Below are 21,005 nucleotides of genomic sequence, written 5' to 3' on the forward strand. Positions count from 1 at the left end.
AAGGTCAGGCCTCGGCCACCGTCTCGATCGCGCCGCCCTTGGCGATGCTCCGTTTCGGGTTGTCGGGCAAGGGTTGTAGCCACGGACGCGCGGGCCACCAGTTCGCCCGTCCGAGCAGTGCTGCGGCGGCGGGCACGGTAATACTGCGCACCACAAACGTGTCGACAAGGATGCCGGCTCCGATCACGAAGCCCCCCTGCACCACAGCGCCGACGCTGGCGAACAGCAGCCCGAACATGGCGGAGGCGAAAATCAGGCCCGCTGCGGTGATCACCGCGCCGGTCGACCCGACGGTGCGAATAACGCTGGTACGCACGCCCAGCGGTGATTCGTCGCGCAATCGGGACGCAAGCAGCATGTTGTAGTCGGCGCCCACGGCCACCAGCACAACAAACGCCAGACCTGGCACGCTCCAATGCAGTTGCTGCCCCAATATGACCTGGAAGACCAGCGCCCCGAGCCCGATCGCCGACAGGTAGGAGATGATCACCGAGCCCACCAGATAGATCGGGGCGATGACCGAGCGCAGCAGGGCGGTCAGAATCATCAGCACCACCAGCGTCGTCAGAATGACGATGAGCCGGATGTCCCGGTCGTAGTAGTCGCGAATATCACGCAGGGTGACCGGGTACCCGGAGATCGAGATCGAGGCGTCCGCCAGCACGGTATTGGGTTGCGCCGCTTGGGCGGTCGCAAGGATGGTGTTGACCTGGTCCATGGCTTTGGTGCTGAACGGATCTTCATCGGTCTGGATGAAATACCGCACCGAATGACCGTCGGGCGAAACGAAGGTGTGAGCCAACGTCCTGAATTCCTCGGTGGCCAGAACCTGCCGGGGCACATTGAATCCCGCCATCGACGGCGGGGAAGCGTCGTGGCCCATCGTCATGAGGAACGCCGACGCGGTGTCCAGGCCCAGTCCCAGCTCCTTGGTCTGGTCGACCAGGAGTTGCACCCCGTCGGCCACCTGGCGGCCGGCGCTGGCGAGCTCGGAAGTGCCGTTCTGCATCTCGATGATCTTGCGCTGCACCCGGCGAGGATTGTCGAATCCCAGCGCATGCAGGGACTGCGAGGCCGACTGCAAAGAGCGGCTCAGCCCGTTGACCGCCGACGACAGGGTCTGCGAGGGCTGCGCCGACTGCAGCTGACGAAACAGGCTGGAGATCTCATCGAGAGTGCCTGCGGCACGGGCGTTTTGCAGTTTGTGGAACTCGGCTCGCGCGGTTCCGCAAATCGGATTGGCGTCGCATGTCGGGCTGGTATCGAGAGACTCGGTGACGGGATCGACCCAGTCGAAGCTGGACGCCAGTCCGGCGAAGGTCACCTGGAGAGCGTCGCCGAGCGCCCGGATACTGTTGACCAACCTTGCGGCTTGGTCGATTTCACCGAATGTCTTGGTGCCCCCGAACTGCGTCTGCAGATACGCCAACGCGTCGACCAGACTGCGCACGCTGGCGACCGACTGGCTGACCTGGGTGTTCAGATCTCCGAGGCCGTTTGCGAGCTTCCTGGAGCCTGTGGTCAGCCGGTTGAGGTCACCATCGCGCTCGGCGATCAAGCCCGCGGCGTCACCCAGCTGGCCCCCGACCTCACCGGCTTGATAGGTGGCCCTGGCCTCTTCGAGCGACTCACCGCTCGGCCGGGTAACGCCACGCACCGCGGCCACACCCGGGATCTGACTGATCCGCTGCGCCATCTGCTCCATGTCGGCAAGAGCCCGCGGAGTACGCAGATCGTTGGGCGATTGGACCAGCAGATACTCGGGGATCGTCTGGTTCACCGGGAAGTGCCGGTCCAGCGCCGCATACCCCACCGAGCTGTCGACGGAGGCCGGCAGTTGTTTGCGGTCGTCGTAGTTGAACCGGATCAGCCCGGCCGCACTGCCCAGCGCCAGCAGCAGCGCCAGGCTGCCGACCAGATACGTCTTGGGGCGCCGAACGATTCGCACCCCGGTGCGGCGCCAGAACCGCGCAGCGCGTTCGGGGCGCGGCGCCACCCATCCGCGCGGCCCGGCCAGCGTCAGAATGGCCGGAAGCAACGTCACCGCGGCGAAGAACGCCACCGCGATCCCGATCGCCAGCACCGGGCCGACCGTGGCGAACACCCCGAGTTTGGCAAAGCCCATCCCCAGCAGGGTGATGGCAACGGTGGCCGCAGACGCGGCGATCACCTTGCCGATCGACGCCAGCGCCCGCTGCACCGCGCGCTGGCAGTCCTCGGCAGTACCGGAACCCATCCGGATGTAGTCGTGATAGCGGCTGACCAGGAAGACGACGTAATCGGTTCCCACGCCGGCGATCAAGGCGCTGAGCATCACGATGGCCTGGTTGGAGACGGCCATTCCGGTCACCAGTGACGCCGTCGCGACTGCCGCCTGCGCGGCCACCATCGATACGCCGATGGTGATCAGGGGCAGCAACATGGTGAGCGGGTTGCGGTAGATGACGCCCAAGATGAACAGCAGCAGGACACCGATCGCCAGCTCGATCGCCAGCCTGTCGTGCGCTCCGGCGTCGGTCAGGTCGGCGACCGTGGCCGCCGGGCCGGTGACGTCGGCGGTCAGCGTCGATCCGGCAACGGTCTCCTTGACGATCCCGGCGACTCGGGCGTATGCCGCGTAGGCCTCGGGAGTGCCCAAGTCCCCCGCGAGCCCGACCGGCAGGATCCATGCCTTGCCGTCACTGCTGACGAGCACCTCCCGCAGCGCCGGGGTGGTGTGAAAGTCCTGCAGCATCACCACGTCTTCGGTATCAAGACGCAGGCGGTCCACCAACGCGCGGTAGACCTTCTCATCGGCTCGATCCAAGCCCTGGTCATCGGTGAGCAGAACGGTCAGCACGTTCTCCGAGCCGTCCTCGTCGAAGGCGGCGGAGACCTTGGCGGCGGCCTCGACCGACGGGGCGTCGGCGGGCAGCACCGCCACGGGGTGGCGTTGCGCCATCTCGGTCAGCGACGGCGCGAACAGCGGCAGCAGCACAACCAGCAGCGCCCAGAAGCCGATCACCGGCCACGGTCGCCGCACCACGAACTCGCCTAGCCGGCTGAAGATGAGCTCACCTCCGGCAGCACCTGCTGGGCTTGGCGGTCGCGACCAACGAGAATGAGATCAGGCGACATTTTCCCAATCGCCGGCGTCGGCGACCCGCTCGAACACCGACTTCAACATCGCCAGGTAGCGCGCCACCGACTCGTGAGCCTCCGGGTTGTCCGGGAAGATCGCCGTGACCGCCGTCTCCTCCTCGACCCGGATCACGTAGAGCGACATCTGATACGAGTACCGGCCGTCGCTGAAGACGCCGATGTTCAGATCATCCAAACCCGCGGCGATCAAGGCCGACAGCGGGGCGGCGCCGGCGTCCAGGAAGTTGATGACGGGGAAATTCGGTGGCGGCTTACGCAACTGCGGCGCCAACTCCATCACCCGCTGGTAGGGCACCTCCGCCAACGTTCTGCCCGAGTCGAAGGAAACCTGCGCGGCGCTGGCCGCCTCCTCAAACGAGATGTCACCGATCGGGACCGTGATCGGGACCAGGCCGGTGAACCAGCCCAGCGTGAGGTCGTCCCCCGGAGAATTGCGGGTGTCGCGCGGGGTGAGCCCGTAATAGGTGTCCGCGCCGGTCAATTCGCGCTGCGCCAAGCCACAGCATGCCAACACTCCCCCGACGAAGCGGGCGTTCGCGTCCATGCAGGCGGACTCGAATTCGGCGGTCTGCTGTTCACCCAGCATGGTGACGGTGACCATGGCCGCCTCGCAGGGCTGCGCGGGGTCGCCGAGGGGCAGCGGGAAACCGGGCAGGCTTCCGTCGTTGCTTTCGGCGAAGCTTCGCCACGCCTGGATCTGCGGCGACTCCAGCGTGAGCGCAGATGTGAACTGGTGCTGACGGACGCAGAAGTCGCTGTAGCTACCCGCAGCGGGCAGCTCCAGCGGCGCGCCGCCGGCCACCAGTGCGTTGTACATCATGTAGAGCTCCATCAACGTCACCCCGGCGACCGCCGCGTCCACGTGGACGTGGTCGATGCTGGCGAAGAACGTGAAGTGGCTCTTGGACTGGATGATCCCGAACCGGAAGCAGTCCCACTGCAGCGGATCGGGCGTGTCGTTGAGCAGGTCGCGGACTTGCGGCAACGTCAGCTCGCCGTGATCGACCGGGACGAACGCGATGTCGGCGGGGTCCTCGACAACGTGGCGAATGAGACGCCCGTCCTCGGCGTGCTCGAACCAGCTGCGGTAGGTCTCATGCCGCCGCAGATGCGCATTGATGATGTAGTCGATGGCGCGCCGGTCGCACCTGCCCTGCATGTCGCAGCTGAGCACCATCAGGCGCGAGTAGTCGAGTCCGGCGGCCGTCTGGTCGATATAGCCGCGGATGTGCTGTTCCTGCATGTAGCTGGCCGGCACGGCATTGACCGGCGCGCGCCGCGCCGCGGCCAGCGCGGCGGCTGACGGTCCCCACACCACGGTCGGACCCGCGTCGGGTTCCCAGTCAGCCAGCGTCCCTAATGCCAATGGCCCTACCCGCAACGTCTTCTCCTCTGCTCGGGCGAACAACACCTCGGCTGGTCGATGGGGGAGATCGCCAGCCGGTTCAACTCACTTGCCACCGCGTGGCTCCGGGTCCTCCAACCGGGTCGCCAGCTGATCGCACACATGCTGGGCCAAGCCACGCACCGTGGTGAGCTGGGCGGGACCGACACGTACTCCGGTTTCGGTTTCGATCCGGGTGCGAAACTCCAAGCTGGCCAACGAATCCATGCCATATTCGGGCAGCGCCCGATCCGGGTCGACGGTACGGCGCAACAGCAGGCTGATCTGGTCGGACACCAGACGCAGTATCGCGCTGAGCCATTCGTGACGCGGCAGCTCTTTCAGCTCGGCCAGGAACCGCTCGGCGTCGGGGCTGTTGTGGCGCACCGCCCGGAACGCTTCGGCGAATCGGCTGCGGTGCGCCAATGCGGCCAACCACGGTGCTCGGGTAATCGGTGCATAGCCGGTGTACGGGCGGTCATAGCTCAGTACCGCACGGAAGGCGCGGGCGCCTTCTGCGGAGGTGATCGCGGCTTGGGCGTCATCGGCTGAAGCGGTGCCGCCCCCGGTCTCGGCCCACGGCCCCCAGCCGATCACCGTCGCCGACAAGCCCCGGGCCCGCCGCCAGCATCCGAACGCGTCCAACCAACTGTTCGCGGCCGCCGAGGCACCCTGCCCCGGCGGGCCGATGAGCGCGGCGGTCGAGGAGAACGCGCAGAACCAGTCCAGCGGCTGCGCGGCGCTTTCCTCCTGCAGGGCCTGGTGAAGGTTCCACGCGCCGTAGACCTTCGGCGCCCAGCAACGATCGACGAGTTCGTCGGTGATGTCGGTCAACGCGGCTTCCGCAGCCGCGGCGGCCGCATGCAGCACGCCGCGGACCGGCAGTCCGGATTCGGTCGCCGCTGCCACCAGCCGGCGCGCCGTCGCGGGGTCGGCGATGTCGCCGCACTCCACCTGAATATCGGTGCCGCCAGCGCGCAGCTGCTCGATGACCTGTCGCGCTTGGCCCTGCGGTGCCGACAGCCCGTTGAGCACGATTCGGCCGCAGCCCGCCGCCGCCATCTCGGCAGCCAGGAACAGTCCGGCGCCGCCGGTGCCGCCGGTGACGATGTACGAACCGTCGGTCCGGAACAACCGAGCCTGCTCCGGCGGGACCACCGCCACGCTGACGCCGGTCTGTGGGGCGTCCAGCAGAACCATTCCCGCACTGTCGGCGCCGTCCGCCTGCGCCAGCGCAGCAGCCGCCTCGAGCAAGGGGTAGTGCGTGGTCGGCGGCTGCGGAAGTACGCCCTCCGCCGCGCGCTGATAGACGGTGGTCAGCATGCGCTGGACGACTTCTGGGTGGCTATGCGCCAGCAGCGCCAGGTCGACCGCATGTAGCGACAGGTTGCGGCGGAACGGGAACAGCCCAATCCGGCTGTCTCCGTAGACATCCTGCTTGCCGAGTTCGATGAACCGGCCGCCGAAGCTCAGCAGGTCAAGCCCGGCACGTTGCGCCACGCCCGACAGCGAGTTGAGTACGACGTCGACGCCGTAGCCATCGGTATCCGCTTTGATCCGATCGGCGAACTCAAGGTTGCTGGAGTCATAGACATGTTCAATACCCATGTCGTGCAACCGCTGTCGACGCTGCGGAGTGTCTGCGGTGGCGAAGATCTCGCAGCCGGCCGTTCGCGCGATCGCGATGGCGGCTTGACCGACGGCGCCGGCTGCGGAGTGGATCAGCACCTTGTCTGCTGCCGTGATCCGCGCCAGCTCGTGCAGCCCGTACCAGGCGGTGACGTAGGCGGTCGGTAGCGCGGCGGCCTCCGACAGCGGCACCTCCGGAGGGAGGGTGACGGCCAGGCGGGCATCGCACGTGATGAACGTGCTCCAACAGCCGTCAGGAGAGGTTCCGCCGACGTGGTCGCCCACCCGGTGACCGGTGACGTCGGGACCGACTGCGACCACCACCCCGGCGAAGTCGGTGCCCAGCTGCCGAGCAGGCCCCTCGGCGGAGTGCGCCTCCGCGTAGTTCATCCCGGAGGCCGCCACCGCAACCTCGATCTGTCCTGGACCCGGTGCAACCCGCGGGTGCGCAACCGATTCCAGCGAATCGCTCTCATCGGCACTGCTGCGCTGCAGCCGCAGGCCATCTTGTCCGTGCTCGACAACGGTGGTCCGCCGTTCGGCAGGGCTGAGCGGTCCGGGGCGCAGCCGCGCGGTATACCAAGCACCGTCGCGCCAAGCGGTCTCGTCCTCTTCGGACCCGCTCTGAAGTTGCGCCGCGAGCCGCGCGGCGAAACCCTGATCGGTTTCTGCGGCGCTGCCCTCGACGTCGATCTGGGTGACCTGCAGGTGCGGATACTCCGAATCGATGACCCGCAGCAGCCCGCGCAGGCCGGCCTGCTCCAGGTTGGCCTGATCACCTGGCCGCACGGTCGCGGCGCTTCTGGTCACCACGAACAACCGTGGGGATTCGCCGGGAAGCACCGCCAACTGGCGAACGACGTTCAGTAGGTAGGACACGAAGTCCCGGCCCCGTTGCGGTGGGTGGCACCCGTCGACCGACGGTGCGGTCACCACGACAATCCCGGTGCGTCCGCCCAGCGCCTCGTTGAGGACGTCGGCCAGGCGTCCCCTCAGCGCTGCCGCGTCAGCCACATGATCGCCGTCAATCGGCACCAAGACCGTATCGGACTGCGCCCCACCATCCTTCAGTGCGGCATCGAGATCGGTGGTCAGGGGGTCTGCGGCGTCGGCCATGCTCAGCAGCAGCCAACTCCCCGCGGCGGCCTGGGCGGCGTCCGGTTGGTCGCGGCGCTCCCAGTCGATGGCCAGCAACCGCTCGTCGAGGGTGCGCTCAGCGGTTTCGTGCTCGGAGCTGTCTGCGGCGAGCTGGAGTCCTTCGACGCTGAGCAACACGTTGCCCGCCGCGTCCATCAACTCCAGGTCGGCCTCGCATGCGTCGGCGCGGCGTGCCGTCACCGTGGTGAGGCAGTACTGCGCTGTGCGGGTGGGGTGGTGACGGCGCAGCCTGCGCACGCCGACCGGCCGCAGTGGGCCGCCGTCGCTTGCGCGCGGTATGCCGGGGTGAACGGCAGCCGATTGGAAGCACGCGTCAAGCAATGCGGGATGGATTTCATAGGGCGCCTGTTGAGCGCGCAATTGTCCCGGCAGCGCGACCTCGGCGAGCACCGTGGCAGCGTCGCGGTGTTGCCCGTCGCCGACATGGACCGCGGTCAGGCCCGCGAACGCAGGGCCGTACTGAATACCTCCGCCGTCCAACAGCTTTCGCAGCTCGGAGTCGTCGATGCGGGACGGGTGGGCGGCCAGCAACGCCGCCACGTCGTGGGCATGCGGCTGCGGAGCATCCGGCAGAGCCTGCAACACCGCGCTTGCCCGGCCGATGCGGGCCCGTTCCTGATGCGTGTGCACGGTGAAGGTCAAGACGCCGGGCGCGGCCACCGCGGCACCCGAGGACACCGGCGTATGTTCGTCGAGCAGCAGCGCCTGTTCGAACCGGACGTCGCGGACCTCGGCCGATCCGCCCAGGCTGACCCGGGCCGCCGCCAGGGCCATCTCGCAGTAGGCGGCGCCGGGCACCGCGGCCACGTTGTCCAACCGGTGGTGGTCCAGCCACGGGTGCGCCACGGTGCCGAGATCGCCTTGCCAAACGTGGCGCTCGGGTTCCTCCAACAGGTGCACGTGCGACCCGAGCAACGGGTGTACCGCCCGGACCGCGGCGCCCTGCGGTTTGGCGTCTGCTGCCTCGCGGCTGAACATCAGCGCGCGATGGTTCCAGCTCGGCAACGGCGCCTCTACCAGCCGTCCCGTCGGGTACTGCACGGCGAAGTCCACCGCGGTACCCGCGCTGTGCAGGTCGGCGACGAAGCCGCGCAATCCCGGCCACGTCCCTGCCTGGTACTGGAAGCGGGTAGGCGACAACACGGCAATCGAGGTATCGCCGCTGCTGGCATTCTGCTCGATGGCCTCAGTGAGCAAGGGCTGCGGCGCCGGCTCGGCAAAGATCCGGTAGCCGTCCTTGATCGCGGCCTGCACCGCCGCCGCGAACCGCGCCATGTAACGCAGGTTGTCCGCCCAGTACTGGCCGTCGAATTCCGGCCGATCACGCGGCGCCCACAGCGTTGCGGAGTAGTACGGGATGTCCGGTTCGGTCGGCTTCAGGTCGGCAAGGGCCTGGGTCAGGTCATGCAGGATCGGTTCCACCTGGGGCGTGTGCGCGGCGACGGGGACCGTCACCTCGCGAGCCGCCACACCCTGCTGTTGCCAGGCGGTCACCAAGTCACGCACCATGCCGCCGTTTCCGCCGATCACGGTGGTCACCGGCGACTCGACCACGGCGAGCACCACGTCGGAAACGTCGCGGATGGAGAACTCCGAAAGCACTTGCTGCGCCGGCAGTTCCACTGCAGCCATGGCACCGCTGCCGGCGATAGCCGACAACAGTCGTCCGCGCCGGCAGGCGACCCGGAGCCCGTCTTCGAGCGTCAGACCGCCGGCGACGACGGCCGCCGCGGTCTCCCCGAGCGAATGCCCGATCACGGCACCCGGCCGAACCCCATAAGCCTTCAGGGCTTCGGCCAGCCCGACCTGGGTGGCGAAGGTGGCCACCTGCAGCCGGTCGATTTCGGTGGGCGGCTGCGACGCGGACATCACCTCGGTGAGTGAAAACCCGGCTTCCTCAGCGACTACCGGCTCCATCTCGGCGATCGCCGCGGCGAACTCCGGTTCTTCGGCGAGCGCTTCGGCCATCCCCACCCACCGGGGAGCTTGGCCGGAGAATACCCAGACCGGCCCACGGTCGTCCGGTCCGATGACCGGCTGATATGGCAGGTCGTTACCGGCGACCTCACGCAGCGCCGCACCGAGTTCGCCGACGCTGCCGGCCGCCACCACCGTCCGCACCGGGCGGTGGGCTCGCCGCCGTGCCAGCGTGTAACCCAGATCGGCGAAGCCGGAACCGGTCATCGCGGTCGCGTGCTCGTCGAGCCAGTCCGCCAGCCGGGCTGATGTCACCCGCAGCTGGGGCGCGGAGGTCGCCGATAGGGGGAAGAGCCGGGGCGCCGCTTCGTCGGGTTCTGCCGCCGGTTCGGGGGCAGTGTCCGCCGGTGCTTGTTCGACGATGACGTGCACGTTGGTACCCGACAGGCCATGGGAAGACACCGCGGCCCGCCGCGGAAGCTCGCCGGTTTCGGGCCATGGCATATTCTTCTGCGGCACAAGAAGGTTGGTCGCTATCGCGGCCAGTTGGTCGGGCAACCGAGTGAAGTTCAGGTTTTGCGGAACCGTGCCGTGCTGCAGCGCGAGAATCGCCTTCATCAGGCTCAGCGGTCCGGATGCCGACTGGCAGTGCCCGAAGTTGGTCTTTACCGATCCCAGGAGGCAGCGGTTGTCGATGCCGTAGACCGCGGCCAGTCCGGTGTATTCGACCCGATCCCCGATCGGGTTGCCGACCCCGTGTGCCTCGACCAGGCCCACGGTGCCGGCGTCGACGCCTGCGGCGGCCAACGCGGTGTGGTACATCGCAACCTGCGCCGACTCTGGCGGCACCGCGGCCGCGTCCGGGCGGCCGTCCTGATTGGCCGCGGTCCCCCGCAGCACGGCCAGGATGCGATCGTGATCGCGAACCGCATCCGGCAACCGCTTGAGCAGCAGCACCACACAGCCCTCACCCGATACGACACCGTCGGCGGCGGTATCGAAGGAATGGCAGCGCCCGGTCGGTGACAACGCGCCCTGCGGCGACCCGGCGGCCGATCTGCGGGGTTCGAGCATCACCGACACGCCGCCCGCCAGGGCGAGCTCACTTTCACCGACCTGCAGGCTGCGGCAGGCCTGGTGCACGGCCATCAGCCCCGACGAACACGCGGTGTCCACCGTGAGCGCCGGGCCGTGTAGCCCCAGCGCCTGCGCAACCCGACCGGAAGCGAAACCGGTGCTGGTGCCGGTGAATCCGTACGGACCCTCGGCAGCGCCGCACTCGGCGGCCAGCAGCTCGTAGTCGCTGTGGGTCAGGCCCACGAACACGCCCGTCTGCGATCGAGCCAAGTCCGCCGGGTCGAGACCGGCGTGCTCGACGGCCTCCCACGACGTCTCCAGCAGCAGGCGGTGTTGCGGGTCGATCGCGGTGGCCTCGGCCTCGGTCATGCCGAAGAACTCGGCGTCGAATCCGCCGATATCCGCCAGGAAGGCACCCCAGCGGGGTACGGTTGGGCCCGACTCGGGGCCGCCGTAGGAGTCGGCATCCCATCGGTCGGCGGGGACTTCGTCGATGAAGTCCGCGCCGCGCAGCAAGGCCTCCCAGAACCGTTGCGGCGAATCGATTCCGCCTGGCAGCCGGCAGGCCAGTCCGATAACGGCGACCTGCGGCGTGGACGGACCGTCGGGGGATGTGGGGGCGGTAGTCATCGCGCCCGCGAGATTACAGCAAAGTCACGAAAATAATTCGGCGAGGTAAACGAACGTTCTTTCGACCGGCGGCGCTGCCACTCTGGGAGTCCGCCCCAAAACCCCCACGTGACGCTAGGGCCGGTGCGCGTCCGTTCTCGTCTCAACACCGTTCGAGCGATATCGCTGCTTCGGTCGCAACCAGGCCGGTAGCCGCGGCGCAGGCACATCGGGCGCCTGATCGAACACCCCACCCGCCGGGTCGTCGGCCCAGCCGTGGGCCCGCACCAGATCTTGCTCCGGGCGATAGATCTGCCGAATCACCAGTGCACACAGCCCCATGACCGCCAGGTCGCGCACCAACACGGTGGCAGTGAACCACTGCTCGGGAAGGCTGCGATCCGCAACGCTGTAGAGGTAGTACATCCGCGGCACCCAGACCAGCGCATCGACGGTCATCCAGATCAGCAGCAGCCTGCGGTGCGGCAGGGCCAGCACCGCTAGCGGCACCAGCCACAGCGAGAACTGCGGACTCCAGACCTTGTTGGTCAACAGGAACGCCGCAACCATCAGGAACGCCAACTGCGCGACGCGCGGGCGACGAGGCGCGGTCAGCGCGATGTAGCCGATTCCGATGCAGCACAGCGCAAACAGCGCGGCGACGACACCGTTGAGCACCGTCGGTGGCTGCCACATCCCCAGGTCGCCGTCGAACCCGTGCCAGCCGGTCAACGACCTCACCACGTTGTAGACCGAATCCATGTCGTCGCCGCGGCGGGAGTTGAGCCGGAAGAATTCGCTCCAGCCCCGCGGTGCGTACAGCAGGACCGGCAGGTTCACCGCCAGCCAGCTCACCGCGGTGGCCGCCGCGGTGCGTTTGACTTCCCGCAGACGGCCGGTGCGCAGGCCCAGCACCAGCAGCGGGAACAGCAGCAGGACCGGGTAGAGCTTGGCGGCGGTGCCCAGACCGAGCAGCACGCCGGCCATCGTCGGGCGGCGCCGTGCCCAGGCCAACAGACCGGCCCCCGCGAAAGCGGTGGCCAATGCGTCGAAGTTGGTGAAGATCTGGAAGATCACCACCGGCGAAGCCGCCACCAACGCCGCGTCCCAGATGCGTCGGCCGGCCAACCCGGCGGTGGACCACACCGTTGCCAGCCAGGCCAGCGCCAGACCCAACGCGACGATGTCGAAGAAGACCACCACCTCGGCGACCCCGCTCAGTGCCGGGATCTTCAGCACCTTGGTGATCGCCGTGTACGTCTTCGCCAAGGCCATCGCCGAGTACTGGTACAAGCCGGTCAGCACCGGATACTCCATGTAGCGCACGGCGGGCAGTCCGTCGTAGCGGGTCTGTTCCTTCCCTGACGAGTCCTTCTCCACCCAGCTGGACTTGTACGGGAACTTGCCTTGATCCAGTAGCTCCGCGGTGTAGAGCGGCACCACGTCGGAGTAGCACAACTGGAAGTACGCGCGCTCGTTGTCCCAGTTGGCCACCCGCTGATCGGGGCTCCCGCTGCCGGTGCTCTGCAGGCACGCCGATTTGGTGGTCCAGCCCAGCGCCAAGAACAGCACCGCGATCAGGAACATCACCCGCAGCGGTGTCATGAACCTGGTTCGCCCGATCAGCGCATGGCGGCCGACCGGCCCGCCGATGGTGTTCGACAGCGCATGACCGACGACATCGGTGCGGCTGGGCAGGTCGCGGTCGTCGGCGCTGCGCAGGTCCGCCGCCAGCCGGCGGGGCGAGCGCATCGTGCGTTCGGTCGTCTCCTCCGTCACGGCAGAGCCTCCGGCGCCGGGGGCGGCTCCGGCGGCGGGGGTGGTGGAGGTGGCGGCGGTGGGGGTGGCGGCGGCGGTGGGGGCGGCGGGAACGGCTCCGGCATCGGGAAGCCCGGCGGCGGAGGTGGCGGCTCGTCCCAGTCCCGTGGCGGCGGAGGCGGCGCATACCAGTTCCAGTCCGGGGCCGGCGGCGCCGCGGTCGGCACGCCGGCGGAGCCGCCGATCTCGGTGGGCTTGGGGAACTGCACGATCGGGTCGCCCCACAGCGCGCCATCCATGCTGGCTTTCCAGATGTCGGCCGGCAGACCCGCGCCGTACACCGGCCCGCCCCACTTGTTCGTCAGCGGTTCGTCACCGGTGGTGGTGCCCACCCAGACCGCGGTCGACAGGGTCGGCGTGTAACCGACCATCCAGGCATCCCGGTTGGCGCCGGTGTTGCCGAGCTGGGTGGTGCCGGTCTTGGCCGCGGCCGGGCGCCCACCGGCCAGGTCGTGCCCACCCGAATAGCTCGGAATCGCCTTCATGGCGTCGGTGACGTTGTCCGCGACCGCCTTCGGGACGCGCTGCTCGCCGGAGTCCTTGGCGGGCACTGTGCCGTCGAAGAGCACGCGGTCGTCGGGACCCACGACCTTCGCGATGAAGTGCGGCCGGTGGTACATCCCGGAATCGGCCAGGGTGGCGTACGCCGACGCCATGTCGATCACCCGAGTCTGGTACTGGCCGAGCACGATGCCGTTCTCCGGGGGTCCGCCAAGGCCGTCCTGGGACAGGGTGTGCGCGACACCCGGGAAGCTCTTGGCGACCCCGAGCTGGTGTGCGGCATCGGCGACGTCCTGCGGTCCGTGCTTGAGCTTGAGCATCAGCCGGTAGTAGGCCGTGTTGAGCGACCGCTTGAGTGCCTCGGCGATGTTGCAGACTCCGCAGCTGGCGCCGCCCACATTGCTGATCTTGGTCTTGCCGACCGTCAACGGGCCGCTGTCGATCTGCTCACCGAGCCCGATGCCCTGTTTCAGCGCCGCTACCAAGGCGAACACCTTGAATGAGGACCCGGTCTGCAGGCCGGCCTGGGCGAAGTCGAAACCGCCGACCTCGTCGCCGCCGTAGTAGGCCCGCACCGCGCCGTTGCGTGGATCGATGGAGACCACGGCGGTCCGCATGGTCGGTTTCTGCCCAGCCATGGTCGCCCTGACGGCTTTCTCCACCGCCCGCTGTGCCTTCATGTCGATCGTGGTGGTGATGCGCAGTCCCTCCATGTTCAGGGTCTGCTCGTCGATGTGGAACATGTCGAGCAATTCTTCGGTGACCTGGCGCTGAATCAGCCCGTTGGGCCCGGAGGCCTGGTCGGCGTTGCGCGCCTGATCGGGCGGGATCGTGGTCGGGAAGAACTGCTTGGCCCGCTCACTGAGCGTCAGGGCACCGGTGGCCACCATGCCGTCGAGCACCCAGTTCCACCGCTCGACGGACAGGTCCCGGTTGATGGCCGGGTCCAAGGTGGACGGCCGCTGAATCACGGCCGCCAGTAGCGCACCCTCGGAGACGGTGAGGTCCTCGACATGCTTGTCGAAGTACGCCCGCGCGGCCGCGGCGATCCCGTACGTGGTGCGGCCGAAGTAGATGATGTTGAGGTAGGCCTCCAGTACCTCGTCTTTGGACCACTCCTCGGACATCTTGGTGGCGATCACGAGCTCTTTGCCCTTGCGGACCAATCCGCCCATGCCGGCCCGCTCGGACCCGACCAGCGCGTTCTTGACGTACTGCTGGGTGATCGTCGAGCCGCCCTGGGTGTCACCGCCGAGCAGGTTGTTCTTGACCGCCCGGAACAGCCCGGAGACGGAGTAGCCGGAGTTGGTGTAGAAGTCGCGGTCCTCGGCGGCCAACACCGCGTCACGCACGTGAACCGGTACCCGGTCAAGCCTGATGTCAACCCGATTCCCGTCCGGCGGAACGATTTTCGCCAGCTCAGTACCGTCGGCGGCAAGGATGGTCGACACCTGCGTGGTGTGGATGTCACCGGGCTCGGGGACCTCCACGGTGCGGTAGGCCATCCCGAAGGTGACCACCGGCACCGCAAGGAGTGCCGCGGTGGCGGCGTACAGGCCGCGTCGGGCCCAGAGCCAATTCCGCCGCCGCCGCAGTTCCTGCTGGTCCGGCTCGACGTCGTGATCTGCCGGCGATTCGGCTGGGATGGGAGGCTTTTCGCTCTCCGGGCGTGGTCGCTCCATGGCGGCCTTGACCGCTTCGAGACGCTCCTGGCGATCCGCCTCGTCATCGATGATGTCGGTGGAGTTGTCGGCGGTGCCCTCGGCGCCCGCCCCGTTCGGCTTGTCAGTGGGCTTGGCGTTGGTCGTCGTCAAGAAGTGTTCTTCCTCAGCGCTGTCGGCACCCGGCGCTGTCGGGCCCTGCGTTTTCACCGGCGCCCAGGGCGTCCCGGCGGGTAGGAGTCAGGCTTCCGGCCCTTCGCCATCCCGAGTCGGGCACAACCCATTTCGGCGATCGGCGAAGTGCTCAGCAGCCAGCCGTCCCCCACGCATCGCTGCAGTCGCATGGCCAACAGACTACTTCCGTGGACTCACCATCGGGTTGAAACCAGGTCACAAACGCACTACGGCGCAGCGGGCGGCTGCTCCGCCGGCGGCGGGCCGCCCGGTTCGGGCGCGGGCGGCGCAGGTGGCGCAGGCGGGGCGGCCGTGATCGTCGTGGGCGGACCAATCGGAATGGTGATGCCCGGGGCGATCTCGATCGTCGGCTGGATGACGGTCTCCTCCGGCGGCAACGGCGGGCCGGTATCCATCGGTGGGGGCGGTGGCGGCGCGGCCGGGACGCCGGCGTAGCCGCCGATCTCGGTGGGCGTGGGGAAGGTTTCGTTGGGGGTGCCCTTCAGGGCGCCGTCCATGGTGGCCTTCCAGATGTCGGCGGGAATGCCCGCGCCGTAGACCGGTCCACCCCACTGATTCACCAGGGGTTCGTCTCCCCCGGTCGTGCCCACCCAGACCGCGGTCGACAGCGACGGCGTGTAGCCGACCATCCAGCCGTCCCGGTTGGCCCCGGTGTCGCCCAGCTGGGTGGTACCGGTCTTGGCCGCCGAGGGCCGTCCGCCGGCCAGGTTGTGCCCGCGCGACCAGCCGGCGATGGGCTGCATGGCGGAGGTGACGTTGTCGGCGACCGCCTTGGGGATGCGCTGCTCGCCGGTGTCTTCGGAGGTCGTCGCGTCGAACAGCACATTGCCGTCAGCGCTGACCACCTTCTGCACAAAGTGCGGCGGGTGGTAGATGCCGGAGTCCGCCAACGTCGCGTACGCCGAGGCCATGTCGATCACCCGGGTCTGGTACTGGCCCAGCACCACTCCGCCTTCGGGCGGGCCGCCGTCCTGCGACAGGGTGTGCGGGACGCCGGGGAAACTCTTGGCGACCCCGGCCTGATGCGCGGCGTCGGCAACGTCCTGCGCCCCGTTCTTGAGCTTGAGCATCAGCCGGTAGTAGGCGGTGTTCAGCGAGCGCTTGAGCGCCTCGGCGATGTTGCAGACCCCGCAGCCCTCGCCCTCGGCGTTGGTGATCTTGGTCCGGCCATTGTCGAGGGTCAGCGGCGAACTGTCGATCTGATAACCCAAGCCGATGCCCTGCTCCAACGCGGCCACCAGGGCGAACACCTTGAACGACGATCCGGTCTGCAGCCCGGCCTGCGCGAAATCGAAGCCGTTGGCATCCGAGCCCCCGTAGTAGGCGCGCACCGCGCCGTCGCGCGGGTCGATGGACACCACCGCGGTCCGCATGTTGGGGATCTGGTCTTTGAGGTAGGTGGCCACCGCTTCCTCGGCGGCGTCCTGCGCCGCCGGGTCGATGGTGGTGGTGATCTGCAGGCCCTGGGTGTTGAGTGTCTGTTCGTCGATGTTGAACAACTCGAGCAGTTCCTGGGTGACCTGGCGCTGGATCAGCCCGTTGGGCCCGGTGGTGATGTTCTGGGCGCGGGCCAGTTCGGGCGAGACCGTGGACGGAAACTCTTGGGCGGCACGCTCACCGGCGGAGATGGCCCCGGTCTCCACCATGCCGTCGAGTACCCAGTTCCACCGGTCGAGAGCGCCTTCGGGATCGACCGCGGGGTCGAGTGTGGACGGCCGCTGGATCAGTGCGGCCAGCAGCGCACCCTCGGCGATGTCGAGCTGCTCGACCGGCTTGTCGAAGTAGGCCCGCGACGCAGCGGCGATCCCATAGGCGCCGCGGCCGAAGTAGATGATGTTCAGGTAGGCCTGCAGCACATCGTCTTTGCGCCACGCGCTGGACATCTTCGTGGCGATCACGAGTTCTTTGGCCTTGCGGACCAATCCGCCCATGCCGGCCCGCTCGGATCCGACCAGGGCGTTCTTGACGTACTGCTGGGTGATCGTCGAACCGCCCTGGGTGTCACCGCCGAAGAGGTTGTTCTTGATCGCGCGGGCGAAGCCCGACACCGAGAAACCCGGGTTGGAGTAGAAGTCGCGGTCTTCGGCGGCCAACACCGCATTACGCACGTAGACCGGCACCTGGTTGATGTCGATGTCGACGCGGTTGCCTTCCGGCGGAATGATTTTGGCCAGTTCGGATCCGTCACTGGCCAGGATCGTCGACACCTGGTTGGTCCGGATGTCACCGGGCGAGGGCACATCGGTGATGGAGTAGGCCATCGCGAAGGTGATGACCGGCAGCAGCAGCATCACCACCACGGCGGTGTAGAGCCCGCGCCGGATCCACCGCCAATTCGGCGGGTGCGCACGCAGCCACTCCAGCGGATTCGGCGCGGCCGGCCGGTCGGAGGCGGGTTCCGCCCGTCGCGGTGGCGGCGCGGTCGGCTTCTCCGGAGGGGGCTCGCGCCTCGGGATCCGGCCACTCAGCGTCTGCTCGCGTTGCGGGGGCGCCCCGTCGAGGGCCGCCCGAACCGCGTCGATGGGGTCGCGCAGGTCGGCGGTCACGGCGTCGTCGACCGCCGGAATGATCGCGGTCAGTCGGTCATCCGGCCCCGCCGGTGGGCGGCGGCCGCCGGCGTCGGAGTGCCGGGCCGAGCCAGCATCGGACCCGTCGTCGTGATGCTTACTCACTGGCGGTACGGGCTCCGCTACGTGCCGTACGCCGACCGCGGGATCCCTTCGGTGGGCGCGCGAGGCCCAACACATATGACTTCACCAGGTGATTCCAGCTGCAGGTCCGGCACACCTCGACGACGTACACCGAGAACTCCGAGAAGCGGGTGGCCAACAGGACCAGTTCCTCGGCAGAACGCGCCGAGCCCGAGACCGCACCCAGCTGTTCGCCGTACACCCACGACACCAGGGTGAGCGGCTCCTTACGGCAGATGGGACAGACCACCGCACTGGTCTTGCCGTGGAACTTCGCGGCGCGCAGCAGATACGGGTTGGCGTCGCATACCTCAGTCACCCCGGTGCGCCCGGAGTAGACCTCGGCCAGCAGGGAACGGCGCCGAAGCGCGTAGTCCACTATCTGTCGCTGCAATCGCACGGTGACCAGAGTACGTCGGGTGCTCTCCGGCAGTCGCGATCAACGCCCCAACCGGCGTCAAGCGGCGGATTCGGCGTCACCGCAGGGCGGCCTTCTTTTACTATCGTCGCCGTGGCGACACGGCAGACCGCGGGCACCCGGGCCAAAGACAGCGACCGGGACGACGTCTGCCGGATCCTGGACAGCGCTCTGGGTGAGGGGCAGGTGTCCAGCGCCGAGCACCAGGAGCGGATCAGCGCGGCCACCCGTGCCGTGACGCTGGGAGACCTGCATTCGCTGGTCGGTGACCTGCAGACCGAGACCGCTCCGGTCAAGCTGCCGGCGTTGGGCAGTCCCACCAAGTTCGGCGTGCGCGGTGTCGCCCTCAAAGCGCTGGGCACACTTGGCGCCGCGTTGGTGGCGGGCATGCTGCTGGGCTGGGCAATGTACGGAAACACCAGCTCTCCGCTGAGTTTCACCTCTGATCCCGGGGCCAAGCCGGACGGTGTGGCGCCGGTGGTGCTCACGCCGCCGCGACAGCTGCACTCCCTGGGTGGGCTCACCGGCCTGCTGGAGCAGGCTCGCAAGAAGTTCGGCGACACCATGGGCTACCGGCTGGTGGTCTATCCCGAATACGCATCCCTGGAGCGGGCCGACCCCACCGAGGAGCGCCGCAAGTTGGATTACTCCTACCGCGGCGGCTGGGATGACCCGTCCACCTCGTCGAAGAGCAGTGACGACACGCTGGTCGATCTGGGCGCATTCGATGTGAAGACCGTGGTCGGGATCCTGCGCGGCGGCGCCGAAACACTCGGGATCAAACCCGCAGACGTGAAAAACACCTATCTGATCGTCGATCCGGCGCGGGATCCCACGACGCCGGGGGCGCTGTCGCTGTCGGTATACGTTTCCAGCGACTACGGCAGTGGCTACATCGCTTTCACGGGCGACGGCACCGTCAAACGCATCAATTACCCGTCCTGAAATTCTTGGCCCCTACGGCCTGAACACCTGACGAACAGTAGCCACTTGGGCTTGGTTATATCGGCGCGATACTATGGCGCGAACCGTCGACCGGTCGTAGCTACGCCATCTTAGGAGGTGACTGGAGTGCTTGAGCTTGCCATTTTGGGCTTGTTGCTCGAGTCTCCGATGCACGGCTACGAGCTCCGTAAGCGGTTGACCGGTCTGCTGGGTGCGTTCCGGGCGTTCTCTTACGGCTCGCTGTATCCCGCGCTGCGGCGCATGCAGCTGGCCGGAGTCATCGCCGAGGACGCCGCGCCGACGGGAACCCCGGTGCGCCGGGCCCGGCGGGTGTACCGGCTGACCGACGCCGGCCGTCAGCGGTTCAACGAGCTGGTGTCCGACACCGGCCCGCAGAACTACACCGACGACGGCTTCGGAGTCCACCTGGCGTTCTTCAACCGCACCCCCGCCGAAGCTCGGATGCGGATTCTCGAAGGCCGCCGCCGGCAGGTGGAGGAACGCCGAGAAGGCCTGCGCAATGCGGTGGCACGGGCCAGCAACTCATTGGATCGCTACACCCGCCAACTGCACCAGCTCGGGCTGGAGTCCAGTGAGCGGGAGGTCAAGTGGCTCAACGAGCTGATCGCGGCCGAACGCGTATCGCAGGGCCGGGCCGAACAACCCTGATCCTGCATACGGACGCGGGCATCGGGGAAACACAACACAGCACGTCAGCAGTGAAAGCAGAAAAAGGAGAGCGTCGAAAATGACTGAGCAAACGACGGATGTGCGGGTCGCCATTGTCGGCGTCGGCAACTGCGCGTCCTCGCTGGTCCAAGGCGTCCAGTACTACCAGAACGCCGATGACACCTCCACGGTCCCCGGCCTGATGCACGTGCGCTTCGGCCCGTACCACGTCCGCGACGTCAAGTTCGTCGCCGCGTTCGACGTGGACGCCAAGAAGGTCGGCTTCGACCTCTCCGAGGCCATCTTCGCCTCGGAGAACAACACCATCAAGATCGCCGACGTGCCGCCGACCAACATCATCGTGCAGCGCGGCCCGACCCTCGACGGCATCGGCAAGTACTACGCCGAGACCATCGAGGTCTCCGACGCCGAAGCCGTGGACGTGGTCGCCGCCCTGCGCGAGGCCAAGGTCGACGTGCTGGTCTCCTACCTGCCGGTGGGCTCCGAAGAGGCCGACAAGTTCTACGCCCAGTGCGCCATCGACGCGGGCGTGGCGTTCGTCAACGCGCTGCCGGTGTTCATCGCCTCCGACCCCGTGTGGGCCAAGAAGTTCGCCGACGCCGGCGTGCCGATCGTCGGCGACGACATCAAGAGCCAGGTCGGCGCCACCATCACCCACCGCGTGATGGCGAAGCTGTTCGAGGACCGCGGGGTCACCCTCGACCGCACCTACCAGCTCAACGTCGGCGGCAACATGGACTTCAAGAACATGCTCGAGCGTGAGCGGCTGGAGTCCAAGAAGGTCTCCAAGACCCAGGCCGTCACCTCCAACCTGACCGGCTCGCTGGCCGGCAAGGTCGAGGACAAGAACGTCCACATCGGACCAAGCGACCACGTTGCCTGGCTCGACGACCGCAAGTGGGCCTACGTGCGCCTCGAGGGCCGCGCCTTCGGCGACGCCCCGCTGAACCTGGAGTACAAGCTCGAGGTGTGGGACTCGCCGAACTCGGCCGGCATCATCATCGACGCGGTGCGTGCCGCCAAGATCGCCAAGGACCGCGGCATTGGTGGACCGATCCTGCCGGCATCGGCGTATCTGATGAAGAGCCCGCCCGAGCAGCTGGCCGACGACATCGCGCGCGCCCAGCTCGAAGAATTCATCGTCGGCTAGACAACTTCCACTCTGCGGGGGG

10 protein-coding genes are annotated in these 21,005 nt (G+C 67.9%); 3 read left to right on the top strand and 7 right to left on the bottom strand.

Annotated features, from left to right (window positions below; genetic code table 11):
• Nucleotides 1-4 precede the first annotated feature (4 nt).
• From ACKY0W_RS22040 to ACKY0W_RS22070, 7 genes are all read right to left on the bottom strand, one after another.
• Nucleotides 5-3,004: an RND family transporter gene (locus ACKY0W_RS22040; RefSeq protein ID WP_409437891.1), complete on the bottom strand. Its 3,000-nt coding sequence runs from the start codon at nt 3,002-3,004 to the stop codon at nt 5-7.
• 102 nt (nt 3,005-3,106) lie between these two features.
• Nucleotides 3,107-4,522, bottom strand: coding sequence for a condensation domain-containing protein (locus tag ACKY0W_RS22045; RefSeq protein WP_409435825.1), 1,416 nt, complete (start codon nt 4,520-4,522; stop codon nt 3,107-3,109).
• Between the two features lie 69 nt (nt 4,523-4,591).
• Nucleotides 4,592-10,936, bottom strand: a complete 6,345-nt coding sequence (gene pks2 / locus ACKY0W_RS22050; RefSeq protein WP_409435826.1) for a sulfolipid-1 biosynthesis phthioceranic/hydroxyphthioceranic acid synthase — start codon at nt 10,934-10,936, stop codon at nt 4,592-4,594.
• A 114-nt stretch (nt 10,937-11,050) separates the two neighbouring features.
• A complete protein-coding gene (locus ACKY0W_RS22055) occupies nt 11,051-12,667 on the bottom strand; it encodes a glycosyltransferase family 87 protein (protein ID WP_409437892.1) in 1,617 nt (538 codons plus the stop codon).
• Between the two features lie 23 nt (nt 12,668-12,690).
• Nucleotides 12,691-15,105 (bottom strand): transglycosylase domain-containing protein, encoded by a 2,415-nt coding sequence (locus ACKY0W_RS22060; protein WP_409435827.1) that lies wholly within the window; start codon nt 15,103-15,105, stop codon nt 12,691-12,693.
• Nucleotides 15,106-15,296: 191 nt separating this feature from the next.
• Nucleotides 15,297-17,762, bottom strand: coding sequence for a transglycosylase domain-containing protein (locus tag ACKY0W_RS22065; RefSeq protein ID WP_409435828.1), 2,466 nt, complete (start codon nt 17,760-17,762; stop codon nt 15,297-15,299).
• Nucleotides 17,755-18,180: a DUF5318 family protein gene (locus tag ACKY0W_RS22070; RefSeq protein ID WP_409435829.1), complete on the bottom strand. Its 426-nt coding sequence runs from the start codon at nt 18,178-18,180 to the stop codon at nt 17,755-17,757. The genes ACKY0W_RS22065 and ACKY0W_RS22070 overlap by 8 nt, the downstream gene beginning before the upstream one ends.
• Nucleotides 18,181-18,291: 111 nt before the next feature.
• Here ACKY0W_RS22070 and ACKY0W_RS22075 point away from each other — a divergent pair, with 111 nt between their 5' ends.
• The 3 genes from ACKY0W_RS22075 (at nt 18,292) to ACKY0W_RS22085 (ending at nt 20,983) form a co-directional block, all read left to right on the top strand.
• A complete protein-coding gene (locus ACKY0W_RS22075; RefSeq protein ID WP_409435830.1) occupies nt 18,292-19,143 on the top strand; it encodes a DUF1707 domain-containing protein in 852 nt (283 codons plus the stop codon).
• A 126-nt stretch (nt 19,144-19,269) separates the two neighbouring features.
• Entirely contained in the window at nt 19,270-19,812 is a 543-nt protein-coding gene (locus tag ACKY0W_RS22080; RefSeq protein WP_047321095.1) for a PadR family transcriptional regulator, read from the top strand.
• Nucleotides 19,813-19,891: 79 nt separating this feature from the next.
• The gene (locus ACKY0W_RS22085; protein WP_409435831.1) at nt 19,892-20,983 is read left to right on the top strand and encodes an inositol-3-phosphate synthase; all 1,092 of its coding nucleotides are present in this window, start codon (nt 19,892-19,894) and stop codon (nt 20,981-20,983) included.
• The last annotated feature ends 22 nt before the right edge of the window (nt 20,984-21,005 follow it).

The sequence above is a fragment of the Mycobacterium sp. SMC-14 genome (genome assembly GCF_046250075.1).
In the GTDB taxonomy this organism is placed as follows: Bacteria; Actinomycetota; Actinomycetes; order Mycobacteriales; family Mycobacteriaceae; genus Mycobacterium.